This is a genomic window from Thermoanaerobacterium butyriciformans (assembly GCF_017874545.1).
Classification (GTDB): Bacteria; Bacillota; Thermoanaerobacteria; order Thermoanaerobacterales; family Thermoanaerobacteraceae; genus Thermoanaerobacterium; species Thermoanaerobacterium butyriciformans.
The window spans coordinates 116,148-139,361 of sequence record NZ_JAGGLT010000002.1; the positions used below are offsets into that span (position 1 = coordinate 116,148).

A 23,214-nucleotide genomic window follows, 5' to 3' on the forward strand; every position below is an offset into this window, starting at 1 on the left:
TTCTATACATGTCCTTATAACACGCACATTATATTTCCTGCCAATACTCTTTTAACTTCTGACACATCTTATCACGCCTTAATTTTTTTAAAGCCTTTATCTCTATCTGCCTTATCCGCTCTCTTGTCAATCCAAGCATATTCCCTATCTGCTCTAAAGTCATAGGTTCTTCAGTACCTATTCCAAATCGCAGTTCTAATATCAAGCGTTCCCTTTCAGGCAGTATATCAAGTACCTTATCAATTTCCTGTTTAAGCTGTTCATTTATCGTTTCATTTTCTATATCAACTTCTTCGTCTACCAGATAATCGATTAATTCTGCATCACACTTTTCATCATCAACATATTGATTTAAACTAGCAACACTTTCGGCAAGTTTTAAATACTTTCCAACAGTATTTTCATCAAGCTTCATTTCAACAGCAATTTCCTTCACAGTAGGTTTTTCACCATTTTTCTGTTCAAGATCATACATAGTTGACAATACTTTATTTATTTTTTCTTGGATGTGAATAGGAAGTCTAACGCTTTTAGATGTGTTTTTCATATAACGCTGTATTCTCTGCCTTATGTACCACACTGAATATGTAGAAAACTTATATCCTCTTGTATAGTCATACTTATCTATGGCTGTAAGCAAGCCTATCAAGCCTTCCTGAACGAGATCATCAAACTCAAATCCAGGCTTTGATAGTTTGCTTGCCATCTTCTGTACAAGTCTCATATTATGTTCGACTAATATATCCTTTGCACTCTTATCACCGTTACGCAGTCTTTTAAAGAGTTCAGCTTCTTCTTTACGTGTCAGCACTTTACTCATACTTTTTATTCCTCCCTAAAATGAATTTCATATACACAAAAAAAAAGACAGGTTTTAAGCCTGTCAAAATACGACAAACGAGTCTGCACTTAAGCCTCTGCCTCTGACACTGATACCAACAAGATCCTTAATACTTGAACCTTTAACCAAAATATCAAAATCAAAGCATTGCTTATATACATCGACATTAAAAACTTCTTTATCAATTAACATTATTTCATATGTATCATAAAATGAATTTTTTCTAGGCACATCAAATGTAAAAAGAGCATATGAATGAACTCTTGAATACATTCTTAAGTCAAAAAATTGTTTTTCTTTGTGCCATAACAACACAAACGGCTCTGCCAGTTTTGTTTCCAATACGTCATCTAATACACGAGGATTTTTTATTCTTATTTTTTCGCTGCCAAAGCAAAAATAATTTCCTTTGCACGTAACTACTGGAATATTCTGAATCTGCACTTTCACTTCTTCCATCAATTTATCAATTTTATTTTCTTTCGTCAGTACCAACACACCATATTGCATCACATCAAATGCTAATTTTATTTTTTTATTATTGAGCATGATTGCAAATTCTTGTTGCACTAATTTTTCCTGTTTATCTTCATTTATTAATTCAAAAATGTTCACGCTTTCATCTCCTGATTTTCATAATAGATTTTTCTGTTTTTATTATTTCTTCTAATTCTCTTAAAAGACACTTTTGCTGATATCTGTTAAATATATAAGTTTGATAAGCCCCACATCCATAGTCAATTGTTAACTCAAATTTTGTTTTTTTCTCTTTAAGAGCATTAACAATATCATTTATACGTCTAGCAGATAGTTGAGAAAACAAAACACCTTTTCCAAATCTACCTGCCATTATTGAAATTTTGTATAACTCTATATTTCCTTTGAGATCATCAATATAATACTTGTTCACAACCGCAAAACCAAAAAAATAATCAATAAGCTTTTGTTTTTTCTTTTTTATAGAAATATTTGACTATTTCTTTCTTATCTTTATTTGAAGCCTTTAAAAAAATTTTGATAATCTTTATAATTTTCATTTCCACAATCTCCTACTTAAATCAAAATAAGAGCCTTATTATCGTTTCTATCAAAGACCGTATTAAATTTAACTTTAAGTCCATCAAACTCATAAGTAACACACCAATCCATTTCTAAAACATCATCAACATTTTTAATATCAGAGATAATTACAGGAAACTTTAAAGCTTGCCATTTTTTGTATTCATCAACAGTCGAAACAATGAATAAAGGTTTCTTTTGTTCCGAATACAATTTGATAAACAAATCATCATCATCAAACGAAGCTATTTCAGCATCGTTATTTTGCTCGTATATTTCTTTCTTCATGTTTTCTACATTATCGGTCAGTACCAAAATACCTTGACTTGCAACATTTCCCTTTAACATTATTTTTGCATTCTTTAATTTCAACACTATCTTTTCCATACGCAATTCTCCTTTCACGCACTTTTCACAAACTCAACAAACTCATTGACGTTCATATTGAGCTTTTTACCAAGCATTTTACATGCCTTATCAGTTATTGATTGCTTATTATATTCCTCAAAGTCAGCATGTTTAACAATATACAGTCCATTAGACTTCCAAAAAGCAAAAACTATAAAAGCCTTTCCGCCAGCTTTCTCAAAGTCTGACAGAAAAGCTTTTTCTTTACTTGAGAAATGTGTTTCAGAAAACTGTATCCTGTCCGATACTGTTTCTTTGCACTCTATTGCAACAGGTATGCCTTTTACAACACCAAGAAAGTCAACAGGCGCACCTTTTTTAGGAAACGTCCTATTGCCATATGTCACCCACAGTACATTTTGTTTTAACAAAACTCCTTGTCCAAGTATCCTTAATTGCATACTCATATTTTCTATTAATTCTTCTAACGCACCGCCTTTTTGCATGTATTCACGCACTCTCCTTCTGCTTTTGATACAACTGCTTTTCTATTCTATTTACAAGCAAGCATATTTGCAAAAGCTGATCCTGAATCTCATTACTCGTATCAGGCAAAAGTGTTATTGCAATTTCTTTAATCTCTGCCAAATCATCAATTACTGTATTTTCTTGATTCTTAATTTCTTCTTGTTTTAAAACATCGAACTGTTTTTGAGTATTAGGCACCCATAAAAAGAAATTTAAGAAGGTAATAATTGAAGCAACTATAAACCCCACAATAAAATTACTTTTGCCATTAAATATTATAATTGTACCTATAATGCTGCCTAATATTACTGATAGAACAAATCTAATTATTGCCATTGTAGAAAGAATATCCTCTATCTTATATTTATCATTATAGAAATCCTGAAAAGTCGGATAATACCAACAACGCAAAAGGAATTTTTTAATCTTATCCATCCTACTTTCCTCCTGTCTTATCAACATATAATACATAATCTTTATATCTCACTACTTTTGCTATATCGCCTTCTTTCAGGTCGCTTAAAGCTTCTACAAAAAAAGGCATATCATCAATTACGATAGCCGTCCGTTCAAACTTATGTATCTCAAAAGGTATCTCTATGTCCTTGTTGACAAATTTCTTCGCTTTTAAATCAAAAGTAAATTCAAACACAAAGCCTAAAACAAAATAAGATACAAAAAAACCTAACGCAAGTAACTGCAACTGCACCACAACAGGCTTATTAACAGCAAAACAAGCTAATACAATACCCAAAATCGCAGGTCTAATATATTCCGAATACATGCCAAATGTCTTTTCGTTTAAAAACAATAAAGCAAAAATCAAAATCAAATAATCAACCAACAAGCGTTCCTCCTTCCATTATGTTTTTAAGTCTCTCCATACATATATTCCAACTTTCCAAATCTCTTTCAAGACCATAACAGTCCAAACCTAGTTCATTTGCTGCTAATGCAGTAGTTCCGCTTGATATATATTAACCATGCTTTAACACGTCCTTTTTAAGTTTTTATACAAAAAAAGACTGCTTTTTGCAGTCTCATTATCAATCTCACTATTACACTATTTCAGGCTTTTCATCAAGTACCTTAAAACTAATATAATTGCCATTAATATAAGGTCTCACAATAAGTTTTACATTGTCGCCTGTATTATAAGTTCCATTAACAAATATATTAAACTCACCATTAATGTTTATCATACGCCATTTTACAGTTTCTTTAATGTCCGTAACAGTTCCATTGATCAGAAATGCAGGTTCAGGATTTTTGTATCCAAAAGGCTCAAAATCATCAAAGCTTTTTAATTCTTCTAAAACAGGCTTTTTTAAAAGTACACCATCAAGCAGATTAATTTCCTGTTTTATTGGATTTTCTTCAAAATACTTATTTAAAGCCTCCTGAAGCCTTTTAGCATCTCTTATATTAAAGGAAACACCGCAGGCAGCCTTGTGTCCGCCATACATTATATCAAGATTTTTTGAAGCATACTCAAATGCCTGCAATAAATCAAATTCACCGTATGTCCTAACAGACGCTGTTACCTGTTCATATTGCAATATACCTATCAATACAGGCTTTTGAAACATTTCTGAAATACGTCCAGCGATAAGTCCTATTATGCCTTTAGGACAATTTCTAAATATGTATATTAGAAATTTATTATCATTATCCTTAATATTCTCCACATACCTTTTTACTAATTCTAATCGTTTCTGATTAAGTTTTTCGACAGTTTCAGCACCAGTACCATTCAGAAGCAAATTTAAACCTAATACAGGACTTTGCAAGCGACCACAGGCATTTATTCGAGGTGCTATTACCCAGCCCAAATCAAATCCATTGACTTCTTCGGACTTTCTGTCTGCTATCTTCAAAATTTCTTTAATGCCTTTAACAGGACTTTTTCTTATATACTCAAGTCCTTTACGAGCTATATACCAGTTGTTTGAATCCAAAGGCACTATATCCGCAACAGTAGCAAGTCCTGCCAACTCAATCATATCAATCATAACAGGCTCATTTTTTGTTTTCAACAACTCTCTTGCGATCAAAAATGCTACGCCTGCACCTGCATAATCTTTGTATGTATTATCATATAGTTTTGGATCAAAAACTTTATATGCTTTTGGCAGTACACTTTTAGGTTCATGGTGGTCTGTTATTATCAATTTAACACCGAGCTTTTCTGCTTCCTCTGCTGCTTCAAAGGCTGTTATACCATTGTCTACTGTTATAATGGTATCAAAGCCTTTTTGTTTAAGTTCTTTTACATGTTCAGGCTTTAGTCCATAGCCTTCTGTACGTTCTGGAAGGCGTATTATATTTTTTATGCCAAGCCTGTCCAAAGCCTTTTTAAGTATCAAACTAGAGCATATACCATCTACATCATAATCACCAAAAATTGCAACCTTATTAAAGCCTGATATTGCCTGTACCAAATCATTTATAGGCATGATATTAGGCTGTACTGGATATGTTCTGTTAAGCTCTGGTTTTGTATTGGAATTGTACTGCCAAAGCATATTTATCATCTCCTCATATTTATCATCTCCTAATGAGAAACTATTTGCTCTCTGTATTTTTCAATGCATGCGTAAAAGAATCCAAAGCCAGCAAAAAATACATTAATTCTATAGCTATTTTAGTTGGTCTATATTGACCTAAAACAATTTCTACCAAAAGGAAAAACCAACAAAAAGCAAGAAAAAAATATGTCAATGTATCTATTTTTCTATCTTTCAGATACTTAATTACATTACGCATAACAATATCCTTTCTATTGATATTTAGATCTTATCAATTTCACAAAAACAATTATGTCAGAATTAATGCAAAAAATTAATTTTCACGAAACCGCACAAAACGTCTGATTTAGAAACTGTTGTACGATATTTAGGCAGTTGGATCAAATAGAAATGCTCATACTCCTTTATAAGTTCACCTTTGGCTTTGCGTCCTTTTTCACTTTCTATTTCTACTTGCATTTTATCATCTCCTCAGTTTGTCTAAACCAACAAAAGATATTTACCTTTTTTTGTTATTTCTAATATCATTTAGAAGGAAAATCAATCCTATCAATATCATAATAATTGCTACAAGCATAGGAAAAGATTCTAAACATATGATTGAAAATACAACAAAAAAGAATGCACTTAAAAAATATATAACTATATTATCATCCTGCATTTTATCGTCCTCCTTTGCTCAAAACAAAATATGCAACTGTCAAAACACATGCCAAAGAAGAAGCTGCAAGCACTGCAAAATCTAAAATCATGTTTTCTTTAACGAATGAAAAAATAATTAACAGTATGAACAACGCAATCAAAGAAACTAGCGATAACATTTCCATCTTTTCACTTCCTTCTTAAAACGTGAAATTCCACTTATTGTTTTTTTGCATTACAAAAACACTTCCTTATTGGAATTGATAGTTTTTAGGCACAAAAATTTGTACATCATAGTACCCTTTTTTCAGATATTTGCTATCTTTAGGCAAATATTTATACTTTATATAAGCCTGATTACCTTTTATTATATTGATTTTAGCATACGTTGAAATTGTCTGAAGTTGACCTTGTTCTTGAAAAGCTATTGTAACATACATTTGATTATCTTGTTCTGGTACTTTCTCAATACGTATAAAATTAATATCTTTATTTGTTTGCCATTGCAAAGAATTTAAAGTTTTTGCATTATCAGAATTATAATCATGAATAATATCAACACCTAACCAACAAATTATTGCAATCCAAAATCCTAAAAACAAAAACATTAAAAAATATAATACAAACTTTTCAGTTTTATTAAGAATAGGCATCATTTGACTTCCTCCTTTACTTATCTTAATTTCTCAATTGCAAATCAAACACTTTTTTAACCGTATTTCTAGGAACTATAAGTTTATAATAAGTCACAGGCACGTGCGCAGAAGATAATCCAATAATTTTTCCTATCCAGTGATAAGTATATACTGGCTTTTCAACAACAGTTTCAATTACAGGTTTTTTATTAGATTCCACTATATATACATTATCACTGTCAGCACTTTCTAATTTAATTCCTTCTTTTTCTTGCACATAATAGTAATAGACGATGGTTTGATCAATGCTGCCTGTACCTAGCACAAAAGTACCATTAACCTTATTTCCACTTTCTACTGAAAATATTGGCTTAACACTTACAATTTTTGTTTCATATTTGTAAGGCAATACAAAGCTCAAAATTGTACTAATTAACATTGAACCACACCATACTAAAAGCATTATTCCAGATATAATACCTGCAATATCCTTATATTTTTTATTGCGAAGCAAAAAGTAGACTATGAGAGACAAAATAAAAGCTATAAATGAAGCAATTATCAGCATGTCAGAATTCCTCCTTATTTCCATTCAGCCTTTCTTTTAAGCCCGTATAACGCTTTGAGCTGTCAATTGTACGTACAGCAATGTTTACTGCTTTTTTGTTTCCAAATATCTTAACTGTCTTTTTCGCTCTTGTAACGCCTGTATAAATCAAATTACGTTTAAGCATAATGTAGTGACTGGTCGTTATTGGCATTATAACAGTGTCATATTCACTGCCTTGACTCTTATGAACGGTAATTGCATAAGCTAACATTATGTCTTTCAATTCTCCCTCAATAAGTTTTATATTACGTCCATCAAAGTCAACTTCAATGCACCTGACACCGTCATCATTTGTATAAGCACGTTTTACATATCCTGTATCTCCATTAAAGATTTCTTTTTCATAATTGTTCGATGTCTGCATAACTTTGTCGCCTACTCTGAACAATTTTTCTCCGTACTTTATTTCTTCTTTGCCTAAACGTGCTGGATTTATTGCTTCCTGCACTAATTTGTTTAATTCTAACGTACCTATATCAGTCTTTTTCATAGGCGTTAAAATCTGTACGTCATCAAGCGATTTACCGCTCTTAAGTTCCTTTACAAATTCCTGCACTATTTGTTGAGGACTTATCAAGTCGTAAAATATGAAATCTTTATTGTTAAATTCAGGCTTTTTACCTTCATTAATAAGTTTTGAATTAGTTATTATCGAAGACATTCCTTTCTGCCTGAATATAACATCAAGCTTTGTTACAGGCACTTTTCCAGACTCTATTATATCTTTTAAAATATTTCCTGCACCTACTGACGGAAGCTGATCTACGTCTCCGACAAGAATTAATTTTGTATTGTCTTTTAAGGCTTTCAAAAGGTGAAACATAAGATCATTATCTATCATAGAAGTTTCATCAATTATCACTGTGTCAGCATCAAGAGGATTTTGCTCATTACGATCAAATCTGACATGTTTCATTTTTTCATCAAATTTACATTCAAGTAACCTGTGAATTGTTTTTGCTTCTTTTCGAGTGGTTTCTTCAAGTCTTTTGGCTGCTTTGCCTGTCGGAGAAGCAAGAGCAACATCATATTTATTTGCTTTTAAGATATATAGAAGTGCATTTACTATCGTAGTCTTACCCGTTCCAGGACCGCCTGTTATAACTGATATATTGCTGTTTAAAGATTTCTTTATAGCCTCTATCTGTTTGTCTGCATATTTAATATCATTTTTAAGTTCAACTTCCTGAATTAACTTGTCAACATTTTTAACTTCCTTTACATTTGCATTTAGCATTCTCAAAATTTTATCCGCTATAAAAGTTTCTTCATCATAATTAAATGCTAAATACACATTTCCGTTGTCATCATATACGTCCTTAATATGGTTTAGATATTGTGCCTGTTCAAAAACCTTCATGTAGCTTATTCCAAGCATTTTTGATGCTGTATTGCAAAGCGTTGTTATAGGCAGATATAAATGTCCTTGCATACTTGCCTGATACAAGCAGTATTTTAAGCCTGACTGGATTCTGTAAACATTGTCGTGTTCTATTCCGACTTTTTTCGCAATTTCATCAGCCTTTATGAAACCTATTCCACTAATGTCTTCGGCTACTCTATATGGATTCTGTTTTATCATGTTTAGCGTATTTTCTTTGTATTTGTCATAAGCTTTTTTAATAGTGTTCAATGACAAGCCTAATGGCAGAAGTGACAATTTAATTTTATTAAACTCTTTATTTTCAACTATTTCTTTACGTATTCTTTCTATCGTGCTTTCTGGTATGCCTATTTCTTTAAGTCTTGCAGGTTCTTTTTCGATTATTTCGATTGCATCTCTGCCGAATGTATCAGCTATTTTCTTTGCACGTTTTGGTCCTATTCCTTTTATGTTCTGTAAAAAAATCTCTATGTCTGAGCTTGTAATATTTTCAGGTATTTCTGTCTGTATTACTTTGAACTGCCTTCCATATTTTTTATGTACTATCCAATCGCCGTGCAGGTTCATTTTCTGTCCTTTTCTACAGCGTTGATTGAGCGTTGCGACAAATCTATTATTATTAGTTTTTACAGACGCTACTGTGAAGTTGTCCGCTTCATAAATTATTCTGTCAATAATCGCATTAGCAATCTCCATAATATCACCTTCTTAAAAATTATGGCTTTTCAATCTTTTTCAATCTCTTTTACCAATCCAAGCAAGATTTTCTTACCAATAATAGGTACAAAATATAAAAGCATAAAAATTGTAAGCATAACACCACTAAGTATCTTGAAATCATACAATGAGTAAAAATAAGAAAGGAATTCTGCTATAACAATGAAAGTCACAAGAAACACTACAAGTTCAGATGAACTATCCAAAAAAAGAAAAGCATAATAAAGTGCAAAAACTATATTTACAGATGCAAATGTATATATCCAAAACAAATCAAATGTTCGTTGTATCAAAGATATAATCACAGAAATCATAAGGCTTGCTACAATAATTCCAAACAAGCCTAATATCTTTTTTTTAAACGAATCTCTAAAATTATAAGCAAAATCAAGATATGTAATAGCCTCATCTAAAACAGAATCATTATCACGCTGTTCCAAATAATAGGACTCATTTCCCCAAGCTTTTTGTATTTTAATACATTCTGGCAATTCTCCACCAAGCTTTTCTAACGCCAATTCAGCTTCTATCTCATCATCAGCATGATTTATAAGTTTCGTTTTTCCTTTATTCGTCAAGCTTATTTGATGTTTTTCGCCCCTACAAGGAATGGTTAAAGTATAAATTGATTTATCTTTATTGTTCATTATTAAAACACCTCTAAAAATCAATATTTAACAAATGTTGTTGAAATAAGTGAAAAGCTAATTTTAAATATGAAAAAGCATAATCTAAAATAGGATCATTAGAGTGAAAATCACTTTTATATGAATCATTTTCCCATGCTTTCTTGATCTTCAAGCACTCTGGAAGTTCACCACCAAGCATTCCAAATGCTAATTCAATCTCTATCTCATCATCAGTATGATTTAAAAGTTTTAATTTTCCTTCTTTTGTCAGATTTATCCGGTGTTTTTCGCCACTGCAAGGAACCGTCAAAGTATAGATTGACTTATCTTTATTGTTCATATTAAAGCACCTCTACGCCCATGAAAGTCCACGTTTATTAATCAAAAGGTCATACAAACTTCTAATTAAAGTATCAAAGTCTCCATCAGGCACACCGCAATGCGTATGTATGTCGTCTAAATATATTGTTATTGTGTTCCCACCTAAATCTTCCTCAAAAGACACTGTATGTCCTTCGTTAACCAACTCTAATATCTTTTTAAAAATTTCTCTTTCCACTTATTTACACCTCTTTTGAATTTCCTCAAAAATCCACCTTCCAAGCTCTGCGTTCTTTTTCTGCACGTCCTCAAACGCTTTGATAACCTTCTGCGCCTTTTCTTTAAGCTTTTCTTCTTCCGTCAAAGGCTGTTTTTCAGCTTCTTTTATAGCCTTATTAAGTTCTCGTGTGCTTAACTCATGGCTTGCTGCATACTCGATCCATTTCTGCGGATCGTTTGTATTGGCAGCAATCCTGTGATGAAACCATGACAAAGTCGGTATTCTTAAACTTTCGTCTGGAAAAGCTCTGTATACTTTAGCAAGCTCTCTTATCTGCGCTGGACTGTCACCTGTCTGGCTCGAAATCCAAGTTGCCTTTACATTGTTTTGCAAAAGTACGTCTGCAATACGTCCTTTTTCCCAGCGACAGTCTATTTCCTGCTCATTTAAGCTTATATATGCCTGAATAAGTTCTTCCAAAGAAGGTTCATTTGTATTTTTATGTTCAGGAAATTTATCAGGTATAGGAAGCCTTATTATCCTGCAAATTTCTTCAGGCGTTTTCTTTTCACGTATTGAAACTATAACTACAAGCTCGTATTTATCGATATTACCTGCATGAACTTTTGCATGGCATTCAGGACAAAGATTTATAAGATTTTCCTTTATGTCGTCTCCTCCTGCGCCACGTGTCTTAACATGATGCACGTGTGTTTTACCAGGCTTTCCGCAATATTCACAATAATCTTTTCTGACTTCTTGAATAACAGAATTATCAACTATACGTTCTGATTTTTGTAGCGAAATTACATCTCCCATAATAATCACCCTTAACTATATAGTATATCTATTTATATGTTTTGTCAATATTTAGATATACTTCTAACTAATTTTTTCTAACTGGTCGTAATTGAAGTCTACTTTTGTTTCTCTGTAAAACATTGGCAAATAAACGCTCACGCCGTTTTTATTAAGTTCTTTGACAGTTCCTATACAGCCTGTAAAAGGTCCATCTTTCACAAGCACATTGTCATTTACGTTGAATCCATAATCATTAATGTCATAAATAAAAATACGCTTTAATTCTTCGTCTGTAAGAGGAACAGGCTGCCTGTCTGGTCCTACATAGCCTACAACACCTTTTATATTCCTAATCACGTACCATGTATCACGATTCATTACCATTTTTACAAGTACGTAACTAGGTAAAAGTTTTTTCTCAACTTCTTTTATTTTGCCGTTCTGCCTGACTGTTTCCTTCCGTGTAGGAACTTCAGCACGCAATATTAAATTCTTATAAGTACCGTTTTGAATTATCATATCTATCTTTTGTTTCACTTTATTTTCGTGATTAGTAAGCGTCTGTACTGCATACCATTTTGGCTTCTCTTTCGTCTCTGTTATCATGTTTTTTCAGTCCTTTCTTCTTATTAAAAATTAAATGTTTTTCTCGATTTTTAAGCAAAAAAAAGAGACTGTTTTTCTACAGTCTTTTCCCGTTAATTTGCCTTACATTTTTCTAATCTTCTTCGTTCTCGTTATACTCTCTGACAGTACCGCCAAAATACCAATGGTTTTCTTCTATCCATTCGATGAACTTATCAAGAAAATCATCGGCACTAATAGGATTCTCTCTCGTATCCACTACGCCATCTATGACTATTTCCATGATTTTTTCACCTCTTTTTCAAAACTTAATATTCAGCCTGATATGGATAGTCTAATAGATCGACAACGAAATCTAAAAATTGTTATCATCATCAATATCATTAGTATTGAATGTTGATATATCACTTAATTCATTAATAGCATAAAGACCTGTTAAATAATCAACACTATTCTTACACTTCTGGCTCTTATAATTCATACAACAAAAAAGGTTGGATTTTCTGGTATTTTAGAATTAAATTTCATTTTCATTACAGCACCGCAATTTTTACATTTTAAATCTTTGCGATATTTCGCTATGGTGCTAACGGAATAGTAGCAGCTTTTTTCGGTTCCGTTATAATATACGTTTCCGTAATAGGATCATATTTTATGTATGATCCAACAAGTGAATTCACATTTCCATCTATTTTTGTTCTGTTTGTATTGATATTAACGAGTTGTCCGTTTGCGTTGACGGTTAACGTCAGCGTATCATCGTTATTGCTCTGAACGTTCAGGATTTTTGCATATCCGGCAGACTGTATTGCTTGATGAGTGGTTTCTGTTTGGACTTTGTCAGTATGCCAGAATATGATAGCCAAGATTATCACAAGCAGAAACATACAAAAGACAAAAGGCGAAGCCATATCAACGCAAGGAGCATCGATTGTTGCTACACTTATTATCAGAGCAATGCTGAAAACTAACCAGCCAAGTAATATTGCGAGACTGAATGCATCCATTTTCTTCCACCTCGTATAATATGATTTGGCAATCAACCAAAAAGGTCAATCTTTGATAAAAGCCATGGCAAAAATTGTTATTCTTTTCATATTTTTCTCCTTCCTGCTCTACACTTGACTTATACACAACCTAAGGTATGCGCATACCTTTTTCATTTAACGTTATTTACGTCAGCATTAAATTTAACCTTTATCGTGCCTTTAGGTACATACAAGGTTGACGTAGCATCTGTACTTACATACAATGTCTGATTTTTGCCTACCTTAACATGCTGCGCAACAATATCATAGTTACCATTTAAAGTATCATTAGAAGTATAATCTTCATCTCCTACACTGTTCACAGAAAAAGGCGAAAAGAGAAAGTTAAAGAAAAAATTATTGTCTTTCTTAAACTTAATTCCATCTACAGTGAAATTGTCAGAATTATTATCAGCAACAAAATACTTAATAACTCTCTCAAATCTCGGCTGTCCGCTTGTTTCTTTCAAGTATGTTGATTCCGCATCATATTTTTTAAGAATGTACCTTCCATTTCCAGCATTAGCATATACGTAATAATACGTGTTTGTATCAAGACTGCCAAAACCTACAAAAAATGCACCAGAAAAAGCCCCTGATACCTCGTTATGAAGTCCTAATGACTTAATCGGATATGAAACAACATAGGTTTTGCTGACATAATGATATTCTTTTCCACATCCAGACACAGTCAAAACCAAGCCTGCTAACAGCACCATTAACACAAGCTTTTTTATTTTCATAACAAATTCCTCCTTCAATCATTAATAAGCCTTTTTAACTCATTCGCAATATGCGTCCAAATTGCTGTATTAACCTTGTCTTTTTTTCTCATAGCCTCCGACAAGTGCTTTAAGGCATTATAATAGCACCTCTTAATGCTGTCAGTCTGCTTTTTAGAAAGCCTCTCAAAGTCATGCACAGATAACAAATTAACATCATCATGCACACTACTTGTCATTTACTGCACCTCCTGTATTAACAGCATCAGAAATATTCACAACTTTGCCTTTAGTAAGTCTTTCAATACGCCTTTTTAAAGTGCTTGGCATAAGCATTTCCTGCTCTTTACGCTGCCTTGCTATAGCGTAAAGCCTGATAAACTGTTCACGCACAAGCTCTATGTTTTCTGACAAGCATATTTCCGACCAACCAATAGCCTTGACAACATCACGTACAACTTCTGACATACTGCCAAAGGCTTCTTCAGGTCTGTAGTAGCCATACAGCTTTATTGCACGTGCAACCTCATACCACGCCTCATCTTCATCAGGAAAACCAGATTTCGTCAAAGACATAACCTCTTTGTAAAGGTCATGTACTGTAGGAGGATACGGACTTTCAAGTATGAATTTTTGAAGTGCGCAGTTAACAGCTTCATAAGGCACATCTTTGAACATGAAAGCAAACAGGCTAATCATGCCTTGCTTATTTTCCTGTATTTGTGGATAGGCAACCTTAAGCGCATTGATTATTTTGGTTGTTTCCTGCACTGTCATTTTAAATTCCTCCTTCACAAGTAAAAGTCAAATTTTGGTGCTCTTGTCTACTCACTGCAAGCAGATTTCTGAATATCTCTTTGTCAGGAGGAGAATCACTGGATATATTCTGTCGTTTCCGCATACCTGCATTAACCGCCAATTCCAATCCTTCCAAACCTGATATTCCTATCACTTTCTCTTTTTTCGCTGCGGTTATCAAGCTGTCTGTATCCTTGCAGGAAAAACATTTTTGCAATGTGTTTGTGTATCTATTGGCAAAGGCTATTTGACTTTGACGCTGTTTAAAAGCATCGTAAAGCAAACTTTCAGGCTTATTGATAGACATGCCAGTTTCAGCATCAAGCGACTTTGCATAACGTCTTTCAGTAAGACTGATAACTTTAGCTTTGCATGCCTTATCAAACTTGCTGTCAGTTTCAGTTTTACGCACTTTTTCAGGCTTATTGAGGTCTCTGCCAAATTCTGTAACAACAGGTATCTCGTCATGCTTGTCAGCTTTTCCAGATTCGCTTAAAAAGCTTAATGTGTCAGGCTCATCAGCAAGTCTAACATCATGCCTATTGTTTTCCGCATTAGGCAGATTTTCTGCACCATCAGCAACCAGCTTTTCAGGTCCACTTATAGCACTGACAACATCGCTTTCAGCATCGTCAACAACTGAAAATCCAGCCTTCTCAAGCATTTTTATAAACGCTTGTTGACTGTTATCAACGTGTGCTTCGTCTTCGACATTAGCAATATCACTTTCAGCGTCATCAACAACCTTTGCGTCAAATGCTTCTTCGAGCATTTTAACAAAGTCCTGTTTAGTGCAATCAACGTGTTTTTCAGTCGTGTCTGAAGCACCGTTAATGTCACTTTCAATGTCATCAATGACCTTTGCGTTAAATGCTTCTTCAAGCATTCTGATAAAGTCCTGTTCAGTACCGTCAAAATCGTTTTTAGACTGCTTTTCAGGTACTTTTTCAGTGTCAGGCTGCTTTGTGTTGTCAATCTCGTCAACAACCGTAAAGCCATATTCTTCAAAGGCTTTCCAATCGTCATCACAAGTTTTGTCGCAGTCTTTCTCAAGTACACTTTGTGCATCTGCCTGTGCCTCTGCGACACTTCCTTCGTCAATGACCGTAAAACCATATTTTTCAAGCATTTTCCAATCGTCATCGTTGCAGTCGTTCCAGTTGCCATAGCCGTAATTGACTTCTTCGCCTTTAGAAACAACTTCAAAGCCTTGTTCTGTCCTTGTTGTGACAAAATGGTGCAGCTTTAAGTCGGCGTTGCTGTCAGCGTTTTGATTGCCTTGTATCTCGGTGACATCGGCTTTGTTGAATACATGCAGTCCATGCCTGTCAGTGTCGCATTTTTTCGCTGCGTGAGTGAAGATGTTTGTGTCCTCCACAGAAGGACATTCCTGCAAGTCAGTGCCATTCTGCGAAGTTTGTGTTGTATTTATGCCAGCAGGCTCATATTCAGGCTCTTTTAAGGCATTATCAGGTATGATAACGTTTCTTTCAGGCTCTTTTTCAGGTACGTTATGGCTTGTGTCTGGCTCTTTGTCAAAGCTTGTATCAGTCTCTTTGTTGGTCTCGTCACTTGCAAAAATGTCGTCAAAGTCCATGTTGCCAATATTCGCCAAAATATCTTCAGGCATGTCAATAGCATTGTCAAGGTCTTTTTCAGGTCTTTCAGGTTTATTCAGGCTGCTATTCAAATTTTTGCCATCTGTGCTTTCAGAGGTGTTATTTTGCTTTTTGCTGGCTAAAACTCGGCTTATATCAGGCGCAACTTTATCGCTGGAACCAAAGAAGTCATCAAAGCTGAAAGGCTTAAACAGGTCTTTTTTAGGCTTATTTTGCTCGTTATTCAAGATTTTTCCACTCCTCTCAAAATTGCTTTTTTTCTCACTGCAAGAAGTACCTGCATTGAGCTTTTTCAGGATTTCTTCAAGTTCTTCGTCAGTGTATTCAACGTATGGTGGTGTGCTTTTTATGTTTTCCCAGAGGTCTCTGAAAGGGTCATCAGGGTCAGAAGGATTGATAAAGCCGTCTCTCACAAGGATTGCATAAGCGTCTTCTTCGGACTCTATGGTGCTTATATCAAGTTCACTATCAGGCACATTAAAGCTCACTTCAGGCTCTATATCAAGGTCATCAACGGGTTTATTCAGACTTTTATTCAAGATTTTACCAGTTTTATCTTCAAGCATAGCTACTGTACCTGCTACAGGCTTATTTACAGACTCTACAGCAGGTTCTATATCAAGCTCTTTAAAGCTTATATCAGGTTCTACTACAGGTGCTTTAAAGCTTATATCAAGCTCTATTACAGGTTTTAAAGAAAGTGTCTTATCAAGGCTTATATCAGGCTTATTATATATTATACTTACAGTATCTTTAGGGGGATTATACGTACTATGATTGTCTATCTTAGTACTACTACACAATACAGATACTTCTTGCAGTGATAATTTAGATCTAGTAACTAGCTTATTATCACTAGATCTACTTGAGAGAGATACACTATCAGGTAAGAGGTAGTCTTTGTTTGTAGTCTGTGATGTATTCTCTGTAATGGTCCCACATTCAGGCGTTTGACCTCCTGCGTTTGTTGGAGATACCTCCTCCGTTCTATCGTAGGAGGTATTACGTTGTGTTGTAACACCATTAACTTTATGTTCTACCTCTTCCGTTTCATCGTAGGAGGTATTATAATGTACTGAATTATCATCTGAATTATCAATTTCTTTAATGTTGTTATAAGTTATTTCTTTAATTCTTTCAGGAACTGGTTCAATAAACATAACATTTGTTAATTTTAGACCAGATGTAGGCATTGTAATAGTTCTGAATTCAAGTGTAATTAATCCTAAATCACGAAGCAGTTTTATTGCATCTTGTGCTTGGCGTTTTGAAATTCCAAACTGATCTGCAAAACTTTGATATGATCTTTGTAATTTGTCTGCGCTAAATTTTGTTTTATATCCTTTTATTTCTCCTGTTGCTGGATCTCTTATAATTGTTGGTCTATACCAATAAACAATTTCAGCCAATATTACTATTGCATTTAAGTTAGGTTTACCTGATGAAAAAGTAATATGTTTATACCAATTTGCAGGAATAATATTTCCTTCAAAATTAATTTTTCCTATTTCTTCTACAGTTTTGTTCATTTAACTCACTCCTTTTTTACAATAACCGAATTTGCTAGCAAAAATGGCAGCCTTTAGTTTGGCTGCCATTTTTGCTGGTTATTGTAATTTTAAAGGAGTGTACAGAAAAAAAGGCAGCCTTAAAGCTGCCAAAAAACGAACAAATGTTTAAAGGAGGAATTCGTGAATGCCCGTAGGAACGAAGTTGAGGCTGGGGGTTAAGGCCTGCTTCGTTCCACAAAAAAATAGGACGCTTTTGATGCGTCCTATCATGCAGGAAAAAGTTCCTTAATGTCTTTTTCAGTTTCTTTAAGCTTTTTTGCAGCGACAAGATGCTTGCAGTCACCTTCATAGTACTTAAATGCTGGACAGGTACACACATTGTGAAGCAAGTCTACAGCATAATCTTCAGTACCATGTGCAATGTATATGTCACTTGTTATGCGTTCTAAATTGCTTATGTCAAAAACACCACGATGATAATTGCAGAAATCAGAAGTCTGTTTTAAGGCTTCATTTGAAAGCTTGTCGGCTTGCTTGTTTTGTTCGCGTGGAATCCATTTGAAATTTGCATGTACATAGAATAGCATGTCTCTGCATTGCTGATAATAAGGTCTTAAGCTTTCTTGTTTTAGTTTCCAGTTGCCTGTTATTTGCTCTATGACAAGCTGGCTATCACCATGTATTAGAATTTCTTTAACATTGTGCTTATAAGCAGAATTTAAGAGTTCTAATAACGCCATGTATTCTGCTTCATTATTTGTATGTACACCAATATATTTGCTTATTTTTTCTACTATCTCACCGTTTTCGTCTATAAGTATGCCACCAATACCGCTGTCACCAGGATTGCCTTTGGAACAACCGTCAAAGTATCCATACCACATATTTTTACCTTCCTTCTATACGTTTTTTAAGCCTGTTTATTTTGTACTCCTTTAATTCATTAATAGTTAGTTCATCAATGTTTAACATGATTTTGACTTGTTCTATCATGATTTCTACGTCTGCTATTTCTTCTAAAATTGCATTTCTATTTCTGTCACCTCTTAAATGCTTGCATAGTTCTTTTTGTAGTTCTGACATTTCTTCTATTGCTAGCGTTATTTGCAACTCCTTGCCCCACTTTTCTATTGCCTGTAAATAGACTTGTTCTCTTTCTTTTTGCTTTTTTTCTTTATGTACATTTTCATAATCTTCTAGACTGATTTCGATCATTTTTTTGCCACTGCCATGACAATGTTCGCAAGTTTCGTAGTAGTCATTCCATTCAGGACCTGATACAAGCTCTTTGCCTGTACCTCCACAATAAGGACATTTGTACTTATCTTCCATTTTGATTCCTCCTTAATCAATTCCTAATTGTTCTGCTATCGTGTTCCAGTCGTCAAGAATTTTTGCATATCTGTCAATGTAGTTAATATTTTCTGTTGCATGTTTTGTTGCATTTTTGATTCGTGATATGTACCTGCAAAGCATATAGTATTGTTCGTCTGTTAATTCCAATTTAATCTTGTAAGTTGCCATTATTATCACCTCTTAAATTGGAATATTGAAATTGAATAAGTAAAAATTAGTATGATTGTTGGTAGTATATACCAAATTAATTTTCCGGGTATTGTTTTATATTTTTTGCTTATGAGATATGTCGCATAATATACGTTCACAAATAAAAGTATTATTGAAAAATCAATATTTGTTAAATCTTTCAATGAAAGTGAAAGTAAGATGTTTGCAAGATTAATCTGGTAAACTGAAATTAAATCACTGTTTTCATTTTTTTTATTTTCTTTTATTTTTTTTAACAAGTTCATATTAGCACCACCTCAAAAAAAAAGAGCCTTAAAAGGCTCAAAAAAATAGGGGTCTTTGGTTGCAAAAAAAAGACGCTCACAAACGAGTGAACGTCCTAAAAGGTATGCGCATACCTGTAAAGTTTTGGTAAAGTATGATAAAGAATATAAAAAGTTCTATAAGTCCTATACTTTGATCTATTATGGAACCTGTACTGAACAAATGAAGTCCAAAACGTCTTTTTAAAGGATATAAAAGTTCAATGCCTGCATTTGTCATTAAGTCTGCTATAAGGTGCATGCCATAGCCGATTATAGCAGGTATAAGAAGCATTTTATCAGACAAAGCAAGTATTATTATGAACGTTATAAAACCTATTGATGAATGAGTGAAGCCTCTATGTTTTGTAAAATATGCAAAGCCTGTATAAACTGCAAACAGGATCGCTGCAAGCAATGATAAGTATTTATAATGCCATAAAAAATAATCTGCTATTAATAATAATGGAAAGCCTAATGGCAGACCTGGAATAATGTCTATTTTACGTCTTATTAATGAATGTTCTTCGTCTATGTCAGGTATTAGTGAACTTATACCTGCTGTTATAAGTGCTTCAGGCAGTACGTGTGGATTTGTTATTACCGCTGCTGTCGTTGCAAGTCCTATTGCCAAATGTGTACGTCCTAACATTTTATCACGTCCTTTGTGAGTTTTCTTCTAATTGTAATTTTAAAACTTCTTCATCTGTCAGTGGTGCAGGTATAGCATCAACATTAGTAAACCACATGACTTCTTGAATATCTTTTATTTTGTGCCAAATTTGAGCTGTCATTTCAGCTTTAAAAAAAACATAATTAGGATATTTCTTTATTGTTTTTATTTTTTCTTTGCCGTTTTTAATTGTTACTTCTTCGATAGTAGGGACAGCAACATTAATTATACCAAGTTCAATTATTTTTTCACGTACTTTTTCTTCCTGATTTGTGAATGTTTGAACTGCATACCATTTTTCCAATTTAATCTTCCTTTCTTTTAACAAAAAAAATAAAGCTATTTTAAAGCTTTTTTTTCTACATTACTGATCCATTTTTCAGATTCTATACTTTGTGAATATTGAACAAATTGATTTAACGTAGATTTATGTACTTTTATTGTGCATGGAAGATCGGCAGGTTTTCTGCCACATTCTTCGTTAAAAACTAATTTCTGATTATTTGGATTGTAGTCATAATGCGTGATTGACATTGCAATTAACGTATCAGTACCAAGCTTACGTTTTTTTGATAAAATTACTGTTGCGTGTATTTCTTGCTGTCGTTTTAAAGCTTCCATTAACATGTTATCTTCTTCATTTTTTTGTTTACGCTTTTCATTTGCAATTTTTCCGACCTGTTCATTGTGTTTTTTATGATTTTGCATTTTACGTTTTTCTTTTTCTTTAGCGTATTCAGGAAATTGTTTTAAAATTTTTGATATTGCTTGTTTACTTACATTTTCTTCTTTTGCAATTTCAACAACTTTTTTGCCATCTATGAAATATGAGTGATAAACTTTATTTTTATCACACATTATTATTCCTCCTATTTAATTTTGGTTGACTTTTTGTTAAGTCATTTTTTGGACATAGTACGACCTATATATATCTATTCCTTAACTTCTTCTGATGTTTTTTTATTCTTCATTTTGTCAAAAACGAATTGAGCAATAGGATCATAATATTTGTTTTCATCTATTTCTTCATATCCGATTATTTTTTGTTCATCTGGCTTGTATATCTCTTGTTTAAGTTTATTTCTGCTTATTGTTGTTTTTATTATTGCAACTTGCATCGATTTACCTCCTTTTAAAGAATATTTTCATATTCTTATTTCTACCTAAATTATTTAAACAGCTTTTTGCGACGAATCGTCCAATTTATCATTAGAAAAAAGTTCTTCAATTGTACTTCCTAATATTTTAGATAATTTTATACTTGTCTCAAGGTTAGGATTTCTAATCCCTTCTTCAATTTTATAATAATGTGACATTGATATTCCTAATAAATTTGCAATATCTTTTACTTTTAATCCATTGTTTTTCCTTATTTTTATTAGATTTATTCTTTTCGTATTTTTCATGCAAGCACCTCCATTGGACGTTTTGTCTCATCATTTAATTATATTATATGCGACTATTCGTCCAATGTCAATAGTTTTTTGCCCATTTCGGGCAAAAATATTTGCTTTTTGGACTTATTGTGATAAAATATTTTTGGACTTATTGTGATAAAATATTAAAAATATATCAGGAGGTGGACATTTTGGAATTTAAAGATAGATTAAAAGAATTAAGAAAAGAATTAAAAAAAGACAGATATGAAATAGCAAAATTTTTAAATGTTTCTTATTCTACAATTGCAAAATATGAATCAGGTGTGCGTTCTCCAGACAAAGAAACTCTTGATAAGTTAGCAAATTACTTTAATGTTAGTGTAGACTATCTGTTAGGGAGAACTGATGTACGTAATTCAGAAAAAATGCTAAACAATAAACTTACCGCAAAAGATGAACGAGATATTGCGAAAGACCTTGAAAAAATGATGAATGATTTAGAACATGCAGACGGATTGATGTTTTACAATGAGCCAATTACTGATGAAGATCGTGAGTTGCTAAAGCAAGCACTTGAATTTGGTTTGCGTATGGCGAAGATAAAAAACAAAGAAAAATATACGCCTAAAAAATATCGCAAGAGGTGATCTTTTTGTACTCACGTGAGCAAATAATATTAATCACAAAGAAACTGACTAAAAAGTACAAAACTAATAATCCTCTTGAATTATCTGAGTGTTTGAATGTAGATATTATTGCACTCCCGCTAGGGAACATATACGGATTTTATAAATACACACATCGTAATAAACAAATTTATATCAACAGCGATCTTGATTATAGGAACAAAATTATAGTTTGTTCTCACGAGCTCGGACATGCTGTACTACATCCTAGAGAAAACTGCCCTTTTCTAAAGACCTATACATATTTTGAAAATAGATTAGAGCTAGAAGCTAATTTATTTGGTACATATTTATTGATTCAGACAATAAATGATGATTTTATGACATACAACCAAATCATAAATGCTTTTAATGTCGCTGAAGAAATAGCAACGTATAAAATGACATAATAAAAACAGTTAATAAAAAATGTTTATATTTTAATTTTATGTATTTTGTTTATTGGATGTTTCATAATGCTTTCTTTAAATAAAAAAATTCTAAATGCCCTTCTGAATAAGCAATTCAAGTTCTAAATTTCTAACACACTTATTAACAAAATTTATTAACGTAATAGATAAAACTGCTTAAAATTAGACGTGAAATAACAATTTTCAGGCTTAAAAATAAAAAAAAGCCTATTTTTAGGCATTTTTAAGGCTTAAAAAAATATGTTATTGCTGTTATGAATTATAAGTGAAATTTTATTATGTACGATTTTTTCTCATATATGTTTTTTGATATAACTTTTTTGATTTATATAACCTGCTTTTTCATAAAGTTTGCGCGCAAAAGGTAGCGGTTTAAGGCTACCATCTTATATATGCAAGTTTTATCGTCTACTGAGAGTTTAAAGTGAGCTTAAACTCTGTCAGGAAAGACGATTATTTTATTTTTAGTTGTTATACTCAAGTCAGATCTCATATTTAACTATTAATATGCATTTCAAGTTCAGTTATTTTGAATTTAGACTAAAGTGGAATTATCTAATAGCTAAAATATTTTTCCTACTACATGGAAGTTTAATCATTGCATCGTAAATCGTATAATCGAGTAGGAGCTGAATAATTATTTTATTCAGCGTCCTCTCACACCACCGTACGTACCGTTCGGTATACGGCGGTTCATTAAGATTTAATGTA

General features: G+C 32.9%; 38 protein-coding genes. 2 read left to right on the forward strand and 36 right to left on the reverse strand.

Annotated elements, in window-relative coordinates; genetic code table 11:
• Positions 1–28: 28 nt before the first annotated feature.
• The 36 genes from J2Z80_RS01745 to J2Z80_RS01915 form a co-directional block, all read right to left on the reverse strand.
• Positions 29–820 (reverse strand): sigma-70 family RNA polymerase sigma factor, encoded by a 792-nt coding sequence (locus tag J2Z80_RS01745; protein ID WP_209452830.1) that lies wholly within the window; start codon positions 818–820, stop codon positions 29–31.
• A 63-nt stretch (positions 821–883) separates the two neighbouring features.
• Positions 884–1,456, reverse strand: a complete 573-nt coding sequence (locus J2Z80_RS01750) for a hypothetical protein (protein WP_209452831.1) — start codon at positions 1,454–1,456, stop codon at positions 884–886.
• A 4-nt stretch (positions 1,457–1,460) separates the two neighbouring features.
• Positions 1,461–1,751, reverse strand: a complete 291-nt coding sequence (locus J2Z80_RS01755; RefSeq protein ID WP_209452832.1) for a hypothetical protein — start codon at positions 1,749–1,751, stop codon at positions 1,461–1,463.
• 143 nt (positions 1,752–1,894) lie between these two features.
• The gene (locus tag J2Z80_RS01760; protein WP_209452833.1) at positions 1,895–2,287 is read right to left on the reverse strand and encodes a hypothetical protein; all 393 of its coding nucleotides are present in this window, start codon (positions 2,285–2,287) and stop codon (positions 1,895–1,897) included.
• 14 nt (positions 2,288–2,301) lie between these two features.
• Positions 2,302–2,766 carry a Holliday junction resolvase RecU gene (locus tag J2Z80_RS01765; RefSeq protein ID WP_209452834.1) on the reverse strand — a complete coding sequence of 155 codons (465 nt, stop codon included), beginning with the start codon at positions 2,764–2,766 and terminating at the stop codon, positions 2,302–2,304.
• On the reverse strand, positions 2,759–3,211 hold the full coding sequence (locus tag J2Z80_RS01770) for a hypothetical protein (protein WP_209452835.1): 453 nt from the start codon (positions 3,209–3,211) through the stop codon (positions 2,759–2,761). Before J2Z80_RS01770 ends, J2Z80_RS01765 begins: the two co-directional genes overlap by 8 nt.
• 1 nt (position 3,212) lies before the next feature.
• Complete coding sequence (locus tag J2Z80_RS01775; RefSeq protein WP_209452836.1) at positions 3,213–3,620, reverse strand: hypothetical protein; 408 nt, start codon at positions 3,618–3,620, stop codon at positions 3,213–3,215.
• 214 nt (positions 3,621–3,834) lie between these two features.
• Positions 3,835–5,301 carry a single-stranded-DNA-specific exonuclease RecJ gene (locus J2Z80_RS01780; protein WP_209452837.1) on the reverse strand — a complete coding sequence of 489 codons (1,467 nt, stop codon included), beginning with the start codon at positions 5,299–5,301 and terminating at the stop codon, positions 3,835–3,837.
• A 40-nt stretch (positions 5,302–5,341) separates the two neighbouring features.
• Entirely contained in the window at positions 5,342–5,542 is a 201-nt protein-coding gene (locus J2Z80_RS01785) for a hypothetical protein (RefSeq protein WP_209452838.1), read from the reverse strand.
• Between the two features lie 62 nt (positions 5,543–5,604).
• Complete coding sequence (locus J2Z80_RS01790) at positions 5,605–5,763, reverse strand: hypothetical protein (RefSeq protein ID WP_209452839.1); 159 nt, start codon at positions 5,761–5,763, stop codon at positions 5,605–5,607.
• Between the two features lie 40 nt (positions 5,764–5,803).
• A complete protein-coding gene (locus tag J2Z80_RS01795; RefSeq protein ID WP_209452840.1) occupies positions 5,804–5,965 on the reverse strand; it encodes a hypothetical protein in 162 nt (53 codons plus the stop codon).
• Between the two features lies 1 nt (position 5,966).
• The gene (locus tag J2Z80_RS01800) at positions 5,967–6,131 is read right to left on the reverse strand and encodes a hypothetical protein (protein ID WP_209452841.1); all 165 of its coding nucleotides are present in this window, start codon (positions 6,129–6,131) and stop codon (positions 5,967–5,969) included.
• A 66-nt stretch (positions 6,132–6,197) separates the two neighbouring features.
• A complete protein-coding gene (locus J2Z80_RS01805) occupies positions 6,198–6,602 on the reverse strand; it encodes a hypothetical protein (RefSeq protein WP_209452842.1) in 405 nt (134 codons plus the stop codon).
• A 22-nt stretch (positions 6,603–6,624) separates the two neighbouring features.
• Entirely contained in the window at positions 6,625–7,149 is a 525-nt protein-coding gene (locus tag J2Z80_RS01810; RefSeq protein WP_209452843.1) for a hypothetical protein, read from the reverse strand.
• A gap of 1 nt (position 7,150) precedes the next feature.
• The gene (recD2, locus tag J2Z80_RS01815; protein WP_209452844.1) at positions 7,151–9,271 is read right to left on the reverse strand and encodes an SF1B family DNA helicase RecD2; all 2,121 of its coding nucleotides are present in this window, start codon (positions 9,269–9,271) and stop codon (positions 7,151–7,153) included.
• A 29-nt stretch (positions 9,272–9,300) separates the two neighbouring features.
• Positions 9,301–9,939 carry a hypothetical protein gene (locus tag J2Z80_RS01820; RefSeq protein WP_209452845.1) on the reverse strand — a complete coding sequence of 213 codons (639 nt, stop codon included), beginning with the start codon at positions 9,937–9,939 and terminating at the stop codon, positions 9,301–9,303.
• A 13-nt stretch (positions 9,940–9,952) separates the two neighbouring features.
• Complete coding sequence (locus J2Z80_RS01825; protein ID WP_209452846.1) at positions 9,953–10,261, reverse strand: hypothetical protein; 309 nt, start codon at positions 10,259–10,261, stop codon at positions 9,953–9,955.
• 12 nt (positions 10,262–10,273) lie between these two features.
• Positions 10,274–10,480, reverse strand: a complete 207-nt coding sequence (locus J2Z80_RS01830) for a hypothetical protein (RefSeq protein ID WP_209452847.1) — start codon at positions 10,478–10,480, stop codon at positions 10,274–10,276.
• Positions 10,481–11,281, reverse strand: a complete 801-nt coding sequence (locus tag J2Z80_RS01835) for an HNH endonuclease signature motif containing protein (RefSeq protein ID WP_209452848.1) — start codon at positions 11,279–11,281, stop codon at positions 10,481–10,483.
• Positions 11,282–11,344: 63 nt separating this feature from the next.
• On the reverse strand, positions 11,345–11,869 hold the full coding sequence (gene nusG / locus J2Z80_RS01840) for a transcription termination/antitermination protein NusG (protein WP_209452849.1): 525 nt from the start codon (positions 11,867–11,869) through the stop codon (positions 11,345–11,347).
• Positions 11,870–11,981: 112 nt separating this feature from the next.
• Positions 11,982–12,131, reverse strand: coding sequence for a hypothetical protein (locus tag J2Z80_RS01845; protein ID WP_209452850.1), 150 nt, complete (start codon positions 12,129–12,131; stop codon positions 11,982–11,984).
• A 72-nt stretch (positions 12,132–12,203) separates the two neighbouring features.
• Positions 12,204–12,329 (reverse strand): hypothetical protein, encoded by a 126-nt coding sequence (locus J2Z80_RS15085; protein WP_280953152.1) that lies wholly within the window; start codon positions 12,327–12,329, stop codon positions 12,204–12,206.
• 97 nt (positions 12,330–12,426) lie between these two features.
• Complete coding sequence (locus J2Z80_RS01850; RefSeq protein ID WP_209452851.1) at positions 12,427–12,855, reverse strand: hypothetical protein; 429 nt, start codon at positions 12,853–12,855, stop codon at positions 12,427–12,429.
• 152 nt (positions 12,856–13,007) lie between these two features.
• Positions 13,008–13,619 (reverse strand): hypothetical protein, encoded by a 612-nt coding sequence (locus J2Z80_RS01855; protein ID WP_209452852.1) that lies wholly within the window; start codon positions 13,617–13,619, stop codon positions 13,008–13,010.
• Between the two features lie 14 nt (positions 13,620–13,633).
• Positions 13,634–13,837, reverse strand: coding sequence for a hypothetical protein (locus J2Z80_RS01860; RefSeq protein ID WP_209452853.1), 204 nt, complete (start codon positions 13,835–13,837; stop codon positions 13,634–13,636).
• Positions 13,827–14,375: a replicative helicase loader/inhibitor gene (locus J2Z80_RS01865; RefSeq protein WP_209452854.1), complete on the reverse strand. Its 549-nt coding sequence runs from the start codon at positions 14,373–14,375 to the stop codon at positions 13,827–13,829. Before J2Z80_RS01865 ends, J2Z80_RS01860 begins: the two co-directional genes overlap by 11 nt.
• A 1-nt stretch (position 14,376) precedes the next feature.
• The gene (locus tag J2Z80_RS01870) at positions 14,377–17,544 is read right to left on the reverse strand and encodes a hypothetical protein (RefSeq protein WP_209452855.1); all 3,168 of its coding nucleotides are present in this window, start codon (positions 17,542–17,544) and stop codon (positions 14,377–14,379) included.
• Between the two features lie 248 nt (positions 17,545–17,792).
• Entirely contained in the window at positions 17,793–18,410 is a 618-nt protein-coding gene (locus tag J2Z80_RS01875; RefSeq protein WP_209452856.1) for a ribonuclease HI family protein, read from the reverse strand.
• 4 nt (positions 18,411–18,414) lie between these two features.
• Positions 18,415–18,858 carry a hypothetical protein gene (locus tag J2Z80_RS01880; protein ID WP_209452857.1) on the reverse strand — a complete coding sequence of 148 codons (444 nt, stop codon included), beginning with the start codon at positions 18,856–18,858 and terminating at the stop codon, positions 18,415–18,417.
• A 12-nt stretch (positions 18,859–18,870) separates the two neighbouring features.
• Positions 18,871–19,050 (reverse strand): hypothetical protein, encoded by a 180-nt coding sequence (locus J2Z80_RS01885; RefSeq protein WP_209452858.1) that lies wholly within the window; start codon positions 19,048–19,050, stop codon positions 18,871–18,873.
• Between the two features lie 5 nt (positions 19,051–19,055).
• The gene (locus tag J2Z80_RS01890) at positions 19,056–19,337 is read right to left on the reverse strand and encodes a hypothetical protein (protein ID WP_209452859.1); all 282 of its coding nucleotides are present in this window, start codon (positions 19,335–19,337) and stop codon (positions 19,056–19,058) included.
• Between the two features lie 76 nt (positions 19,338–19,413).
• On the reverse strand, positions 19,414–20,007 hold the full coding sequence (locus J2Z80_RS01895) for a metal-dependent hydrolase (RefSeq protein WP_209452860.1): 594 nt from the start codon (positions 20,005–20,007) through the stop codon (positions 19,414–19,416).
• A gap of 4 nt (positions 20,008–20,011) precedes the next feature.
• Positions 20,012–20,356 (reverse strand): transcription termination/antitermination NusG family protein, encoded by a 345-nt coding sequence (locus tag J2Z80_RS01900; protein ID WP_209452861.1) that lies wholly within the window; start codon positions 20,354–20,356, stop codon positions 20,012–20,014.
• Between the two features lie 11 nt (positions 20,357–20,367).
• Positions 20,368–20,886 carry a helix-turn-helix domain-containing protein gene (locus tag J2Z80_RS01905; protein WP_209452862.1) on the reverse strand — a complete coding sequence of 173 codons (519 nt, stop codon included), beginning with the start codon at positions 20,884–20,886 and terminating at the stop codon, positions 20,368–20,370.
• Positions 20,887–20,960: 74 nt separating this feature from the next.
• Positions 20,961–21,146, reverse strand: a complete 186-nt coding sequence (locus tag J2Z80_RS01910) for a hypothetical protein (RefSeq protein WP_209452863.1) — start codon at positions 21,144–21,146, stop codon at positions 20,961–20,963.
• Positions 21,147–21,200: 54 nt separating this feature from the next.
• Positions 21,201–21,434, reverse strand: coding sequence for a helix-turn-helix transcriptional regulator (locus J2Z80_RS01915; RefSeq protein ID WP_209452864.1), 234 nt, complete (start codon positions 21,432–21,434; stop codon positions 21,201–21,203).
• 173 nt (positions 21,435–21,607) lie between these two features.
• Between J2Z80_RS01915 and J2Z80_RS01920 the strand changes: the two genes are divergently transcribed.
• Both J2Z80_RS01920 and J2Z80_RS01925 read left to right on the forward strand, forming a co-directional pair.
• The gene (locus J2Z80_RS01920) at positions 21,608–22,054 is read left to right on the forward strand and encodes a helix-turn-helix domain-containing protein (protein WP_349292567.1); all 447 of its coding nucleotides are present in this window, start codon (positions 21,608–21,610) and stop codon (positions 22,052–22,054) included.
• Between the two features lie 5 nt (positions 22,055–22,059).
• Entirely contained in the window at positions 22,060–22,482 is a 423-nt protein-coding gene (locus J2Z80_RS01925; RefSeq protein WP_209452865.1) for an ImmA/IrrE family metallo-endopeptidase, read from the forward strand.
• The last annotated feature ends 732 nt before the right edge of the window (positions 22,483–23,214 follow it).

What these genes read in the sequence shown, in the direction of transcription:
- J2Z80_RS01745 (WP_209452830.1), bottom strand. Translation starts at nt 820, where the DNA reads ATGAGTAAAGTGCTGACACGTAAAGAAGAAGCTGAACTCTTTAAAAGA.
- J2Z80_RS01760 (WP_209452833.1), bottom strand. Translation starts at nt 2,287, where the DNA reads ATGGAAAAGATAGTGTTGAAATTAAAGAATGCAAAAATAATGTTAAAG.
- J2Z80_RS01770 (WP_209452835.1), bottom strand. Translation starts at nt 3,211, where the DNA reads ATGGATAAGATTAAAAAATTCCTTTTGCGTTGTTGGTATTATCCGACT.
- J2Z80_RS01780 (WP_209452837.1), bottom strand. Translation starts at nt 5,301, where the DNA reads ATGCTTTGGCAGTACAATTCCAATACAAAACCAGAGCTTAACAGAACA.
- J2Z80_RS01785 (WP_209452838.1), bottom strand. Translation starts at nt 5,542, where the DNA reads ATGCGTAATGTAATTAAGTATCTGAAAGATAGAAAAATAGATACATTG.
- J2Z80_RS01790 (WP_209452839.1), bottom strand. Translation starts at nt 5,763, where the DNA reads ATGCAAGTAGAAATAGAAAGTGAAAAAGGACGCAAAGCCAAAGGTGAA.
- J2Z80_RS01795 (WP_209452840.1), bottom strand. Translation starts at nt 5,965, where the DNA reads ATGCAGGATGATAATATAGTTATATATTTTTTAAGTGCATTCTTTTTT.
- J2Z80_RS01800 (WP_209452841.1), bottom strand. Translation starts at nt 6,131, where the DNA reads ATGGAAATGTTATCGCTAGTTTCTTTGATTGCGTTGTTCATACTGTTA.
- J2Z80_RS01805 (WP_209452842.1), bottom strand. Translation starts at nt 6,602, where the DNA reads ATGATGCCTATTCTTAATAAAACTGAAAAGTTTGTATTATATTTTTTA.
- J2Z80_RS01810 (WP_209452843.1), bottom strand. Translation starts at nt 7,149, where the DNA reads ATGCTGATAATTGCTTCATTTATAGCTTTTATTTTGTCTCTCATAGTC.
- recD2 (WP_209452844.1), bottom strand. Translation starts at nt 9,271, where the DNA reads ATGGAGATTGCTAATGCGATTATTGACAGAATAATTTATGAAGCGGAC.
- J2Z80_RS01820 (WP_209452845.1), bottom strand. Translation starts at nt 9,939, where the DNA reads ATGAACAATAAAGATAAATCAATTTATACTTTAACCATTCCTTGTAGG.
- J2Z80_RS01825 (WP_209452846.1), bottom strand. Translation starts at nt 10,261, where the DNA reads ATGAACAATAAAGATAAGTCAATCTATACTTTGACGGTTCCTTGCAGT.
- J2Z80_RS01835 (WP_209452848.1), bottom strand. Translation starts at nt 11,281, where the DNA reads ATGGGAGATGTAATTTCGCTACAAAAATCAGAACGTATAGTTGATAAT.
- nusG (WP_209452849.1), bottom strand. Translation starts at nt 11,869, where the DNA reads ATGATAACAGAGACGAAAGAGAAGCCAAAATGGTATGCAGTACAGACG.
- J2Z80_RS01845 (WP_209452850.1), bottom strand. Translation starts at nt 12,131, where the DNA reads ATGGAAATAGTCATAGATGGCGTAGTGGATACGAGAGAGAATCCTATT.
- J2Z80_RS15085 (WP_280953152.1), bottom strand. Translation starts at nt 12,329, where the DNA reads ATGAATTATAAGAGCCAGAAGTGTAAGAATAGTGTTGATTATTTAACA.
- J2Z80_RS01850 (WP_209452851.1), bottom strand. Translation starts at nt 12,855, where the DNA reads ATGGATGCATTCAGTCTCGCAATATTACTTGGCTGGTTAGTTTTCAGC.
- J2Z80_RS01855 (WP_209452852.1), bottom strand. Translation starts at nt 13,619, where the DNA reads ATGAAAATAAAAAAGCTTGTGTTAATGGTGCTGTTAGCAGGCTTGGTT.
- J2Z80_RS01860 (WP_209452853.1), bottom strand. Translation starts at nt 13,837, where the DNA reads ATGACAAGTAGTGTGCATGATGATGTTAATTTGTTATCTGTGCATGAC.
- J2Z80_RS01865 (WP_209452854.1), bottom strand. Translation starts at nt 14,375, where the DNA reads ATGACAGTGCAGGAAACAACCAAAATAATCAATGCGCTTAAGGTTGCC.
- J2Z80_RS01870 (WP_209452855.1), bottom strand. Translation starts at nt 17,544, where the DNA reads ATGAACAAAACTGTAGAAGAAATAGGAAAAATTAATTTTGAAGGAAAT.
- J2Z80_RS01875 (WP_209452856.1), bottom strand. Translation starts at nt 18,410, where the DNA reads ATGTGGTATGGATACTTTGACGGTTGTTCCAAAGGCAATCCTGGTGAC.
- J2Z80_RS01880 (WP_209452857.1), bottom strand. Translation starts at nt 18,858, where the DNA reads ATGGAAGATAAGTACAAATGTCCTTATTGTGGAGGTACAGGCAAAGAG.
- J2Z80_RS01885 (WP_209452858.1), bottom strand. Translation starts at nt 19,050, where the DNA reads ATGGCAACTTACAAGATTAAATTGGAATTAACAGACGAACAATACTAT.
- J2Z80_RS01890 (WP_209452859.1), bottom strand. Translation starts at nt 19,337, where the DNA reads ATGAACTTGTTAAAAAAAATAAAAGAAAATAAAAAAAATGAAAACAGT.
- J2Z80_RS01895 (WP_209452860.1), bottom strand. Translation starts at nt 20,007, where the DNA reads ATGTTAGGACGTACACATTTGGCAATAGGACTTGCAACGACAGCAGCG.
- J2Z80_RS01905 (WP_209452862.1), bottom strand. Translation starts at nt 20,886, where the DNA reads ATGTGTGATAAAAATAAAGTTTATCACTCATATTTCATAGATGGCAAA.
- J2Z80_RS01910 (WP_209452863.1), bottom strand. Translation starts at nt 21,146, where the DNA reads ATGCAAGTTGCAATAATAAAAACAACAATAAGCAGAAATAAACTTAAA.
- J2Z80_RS01915 (WP_209452864.1), bottom strand. Translation starts at nt 21,434, where the DNA reads ATGAAAAATACGAAAAGAATAAATCTAATAAAAATAAGGAAAAACAAT.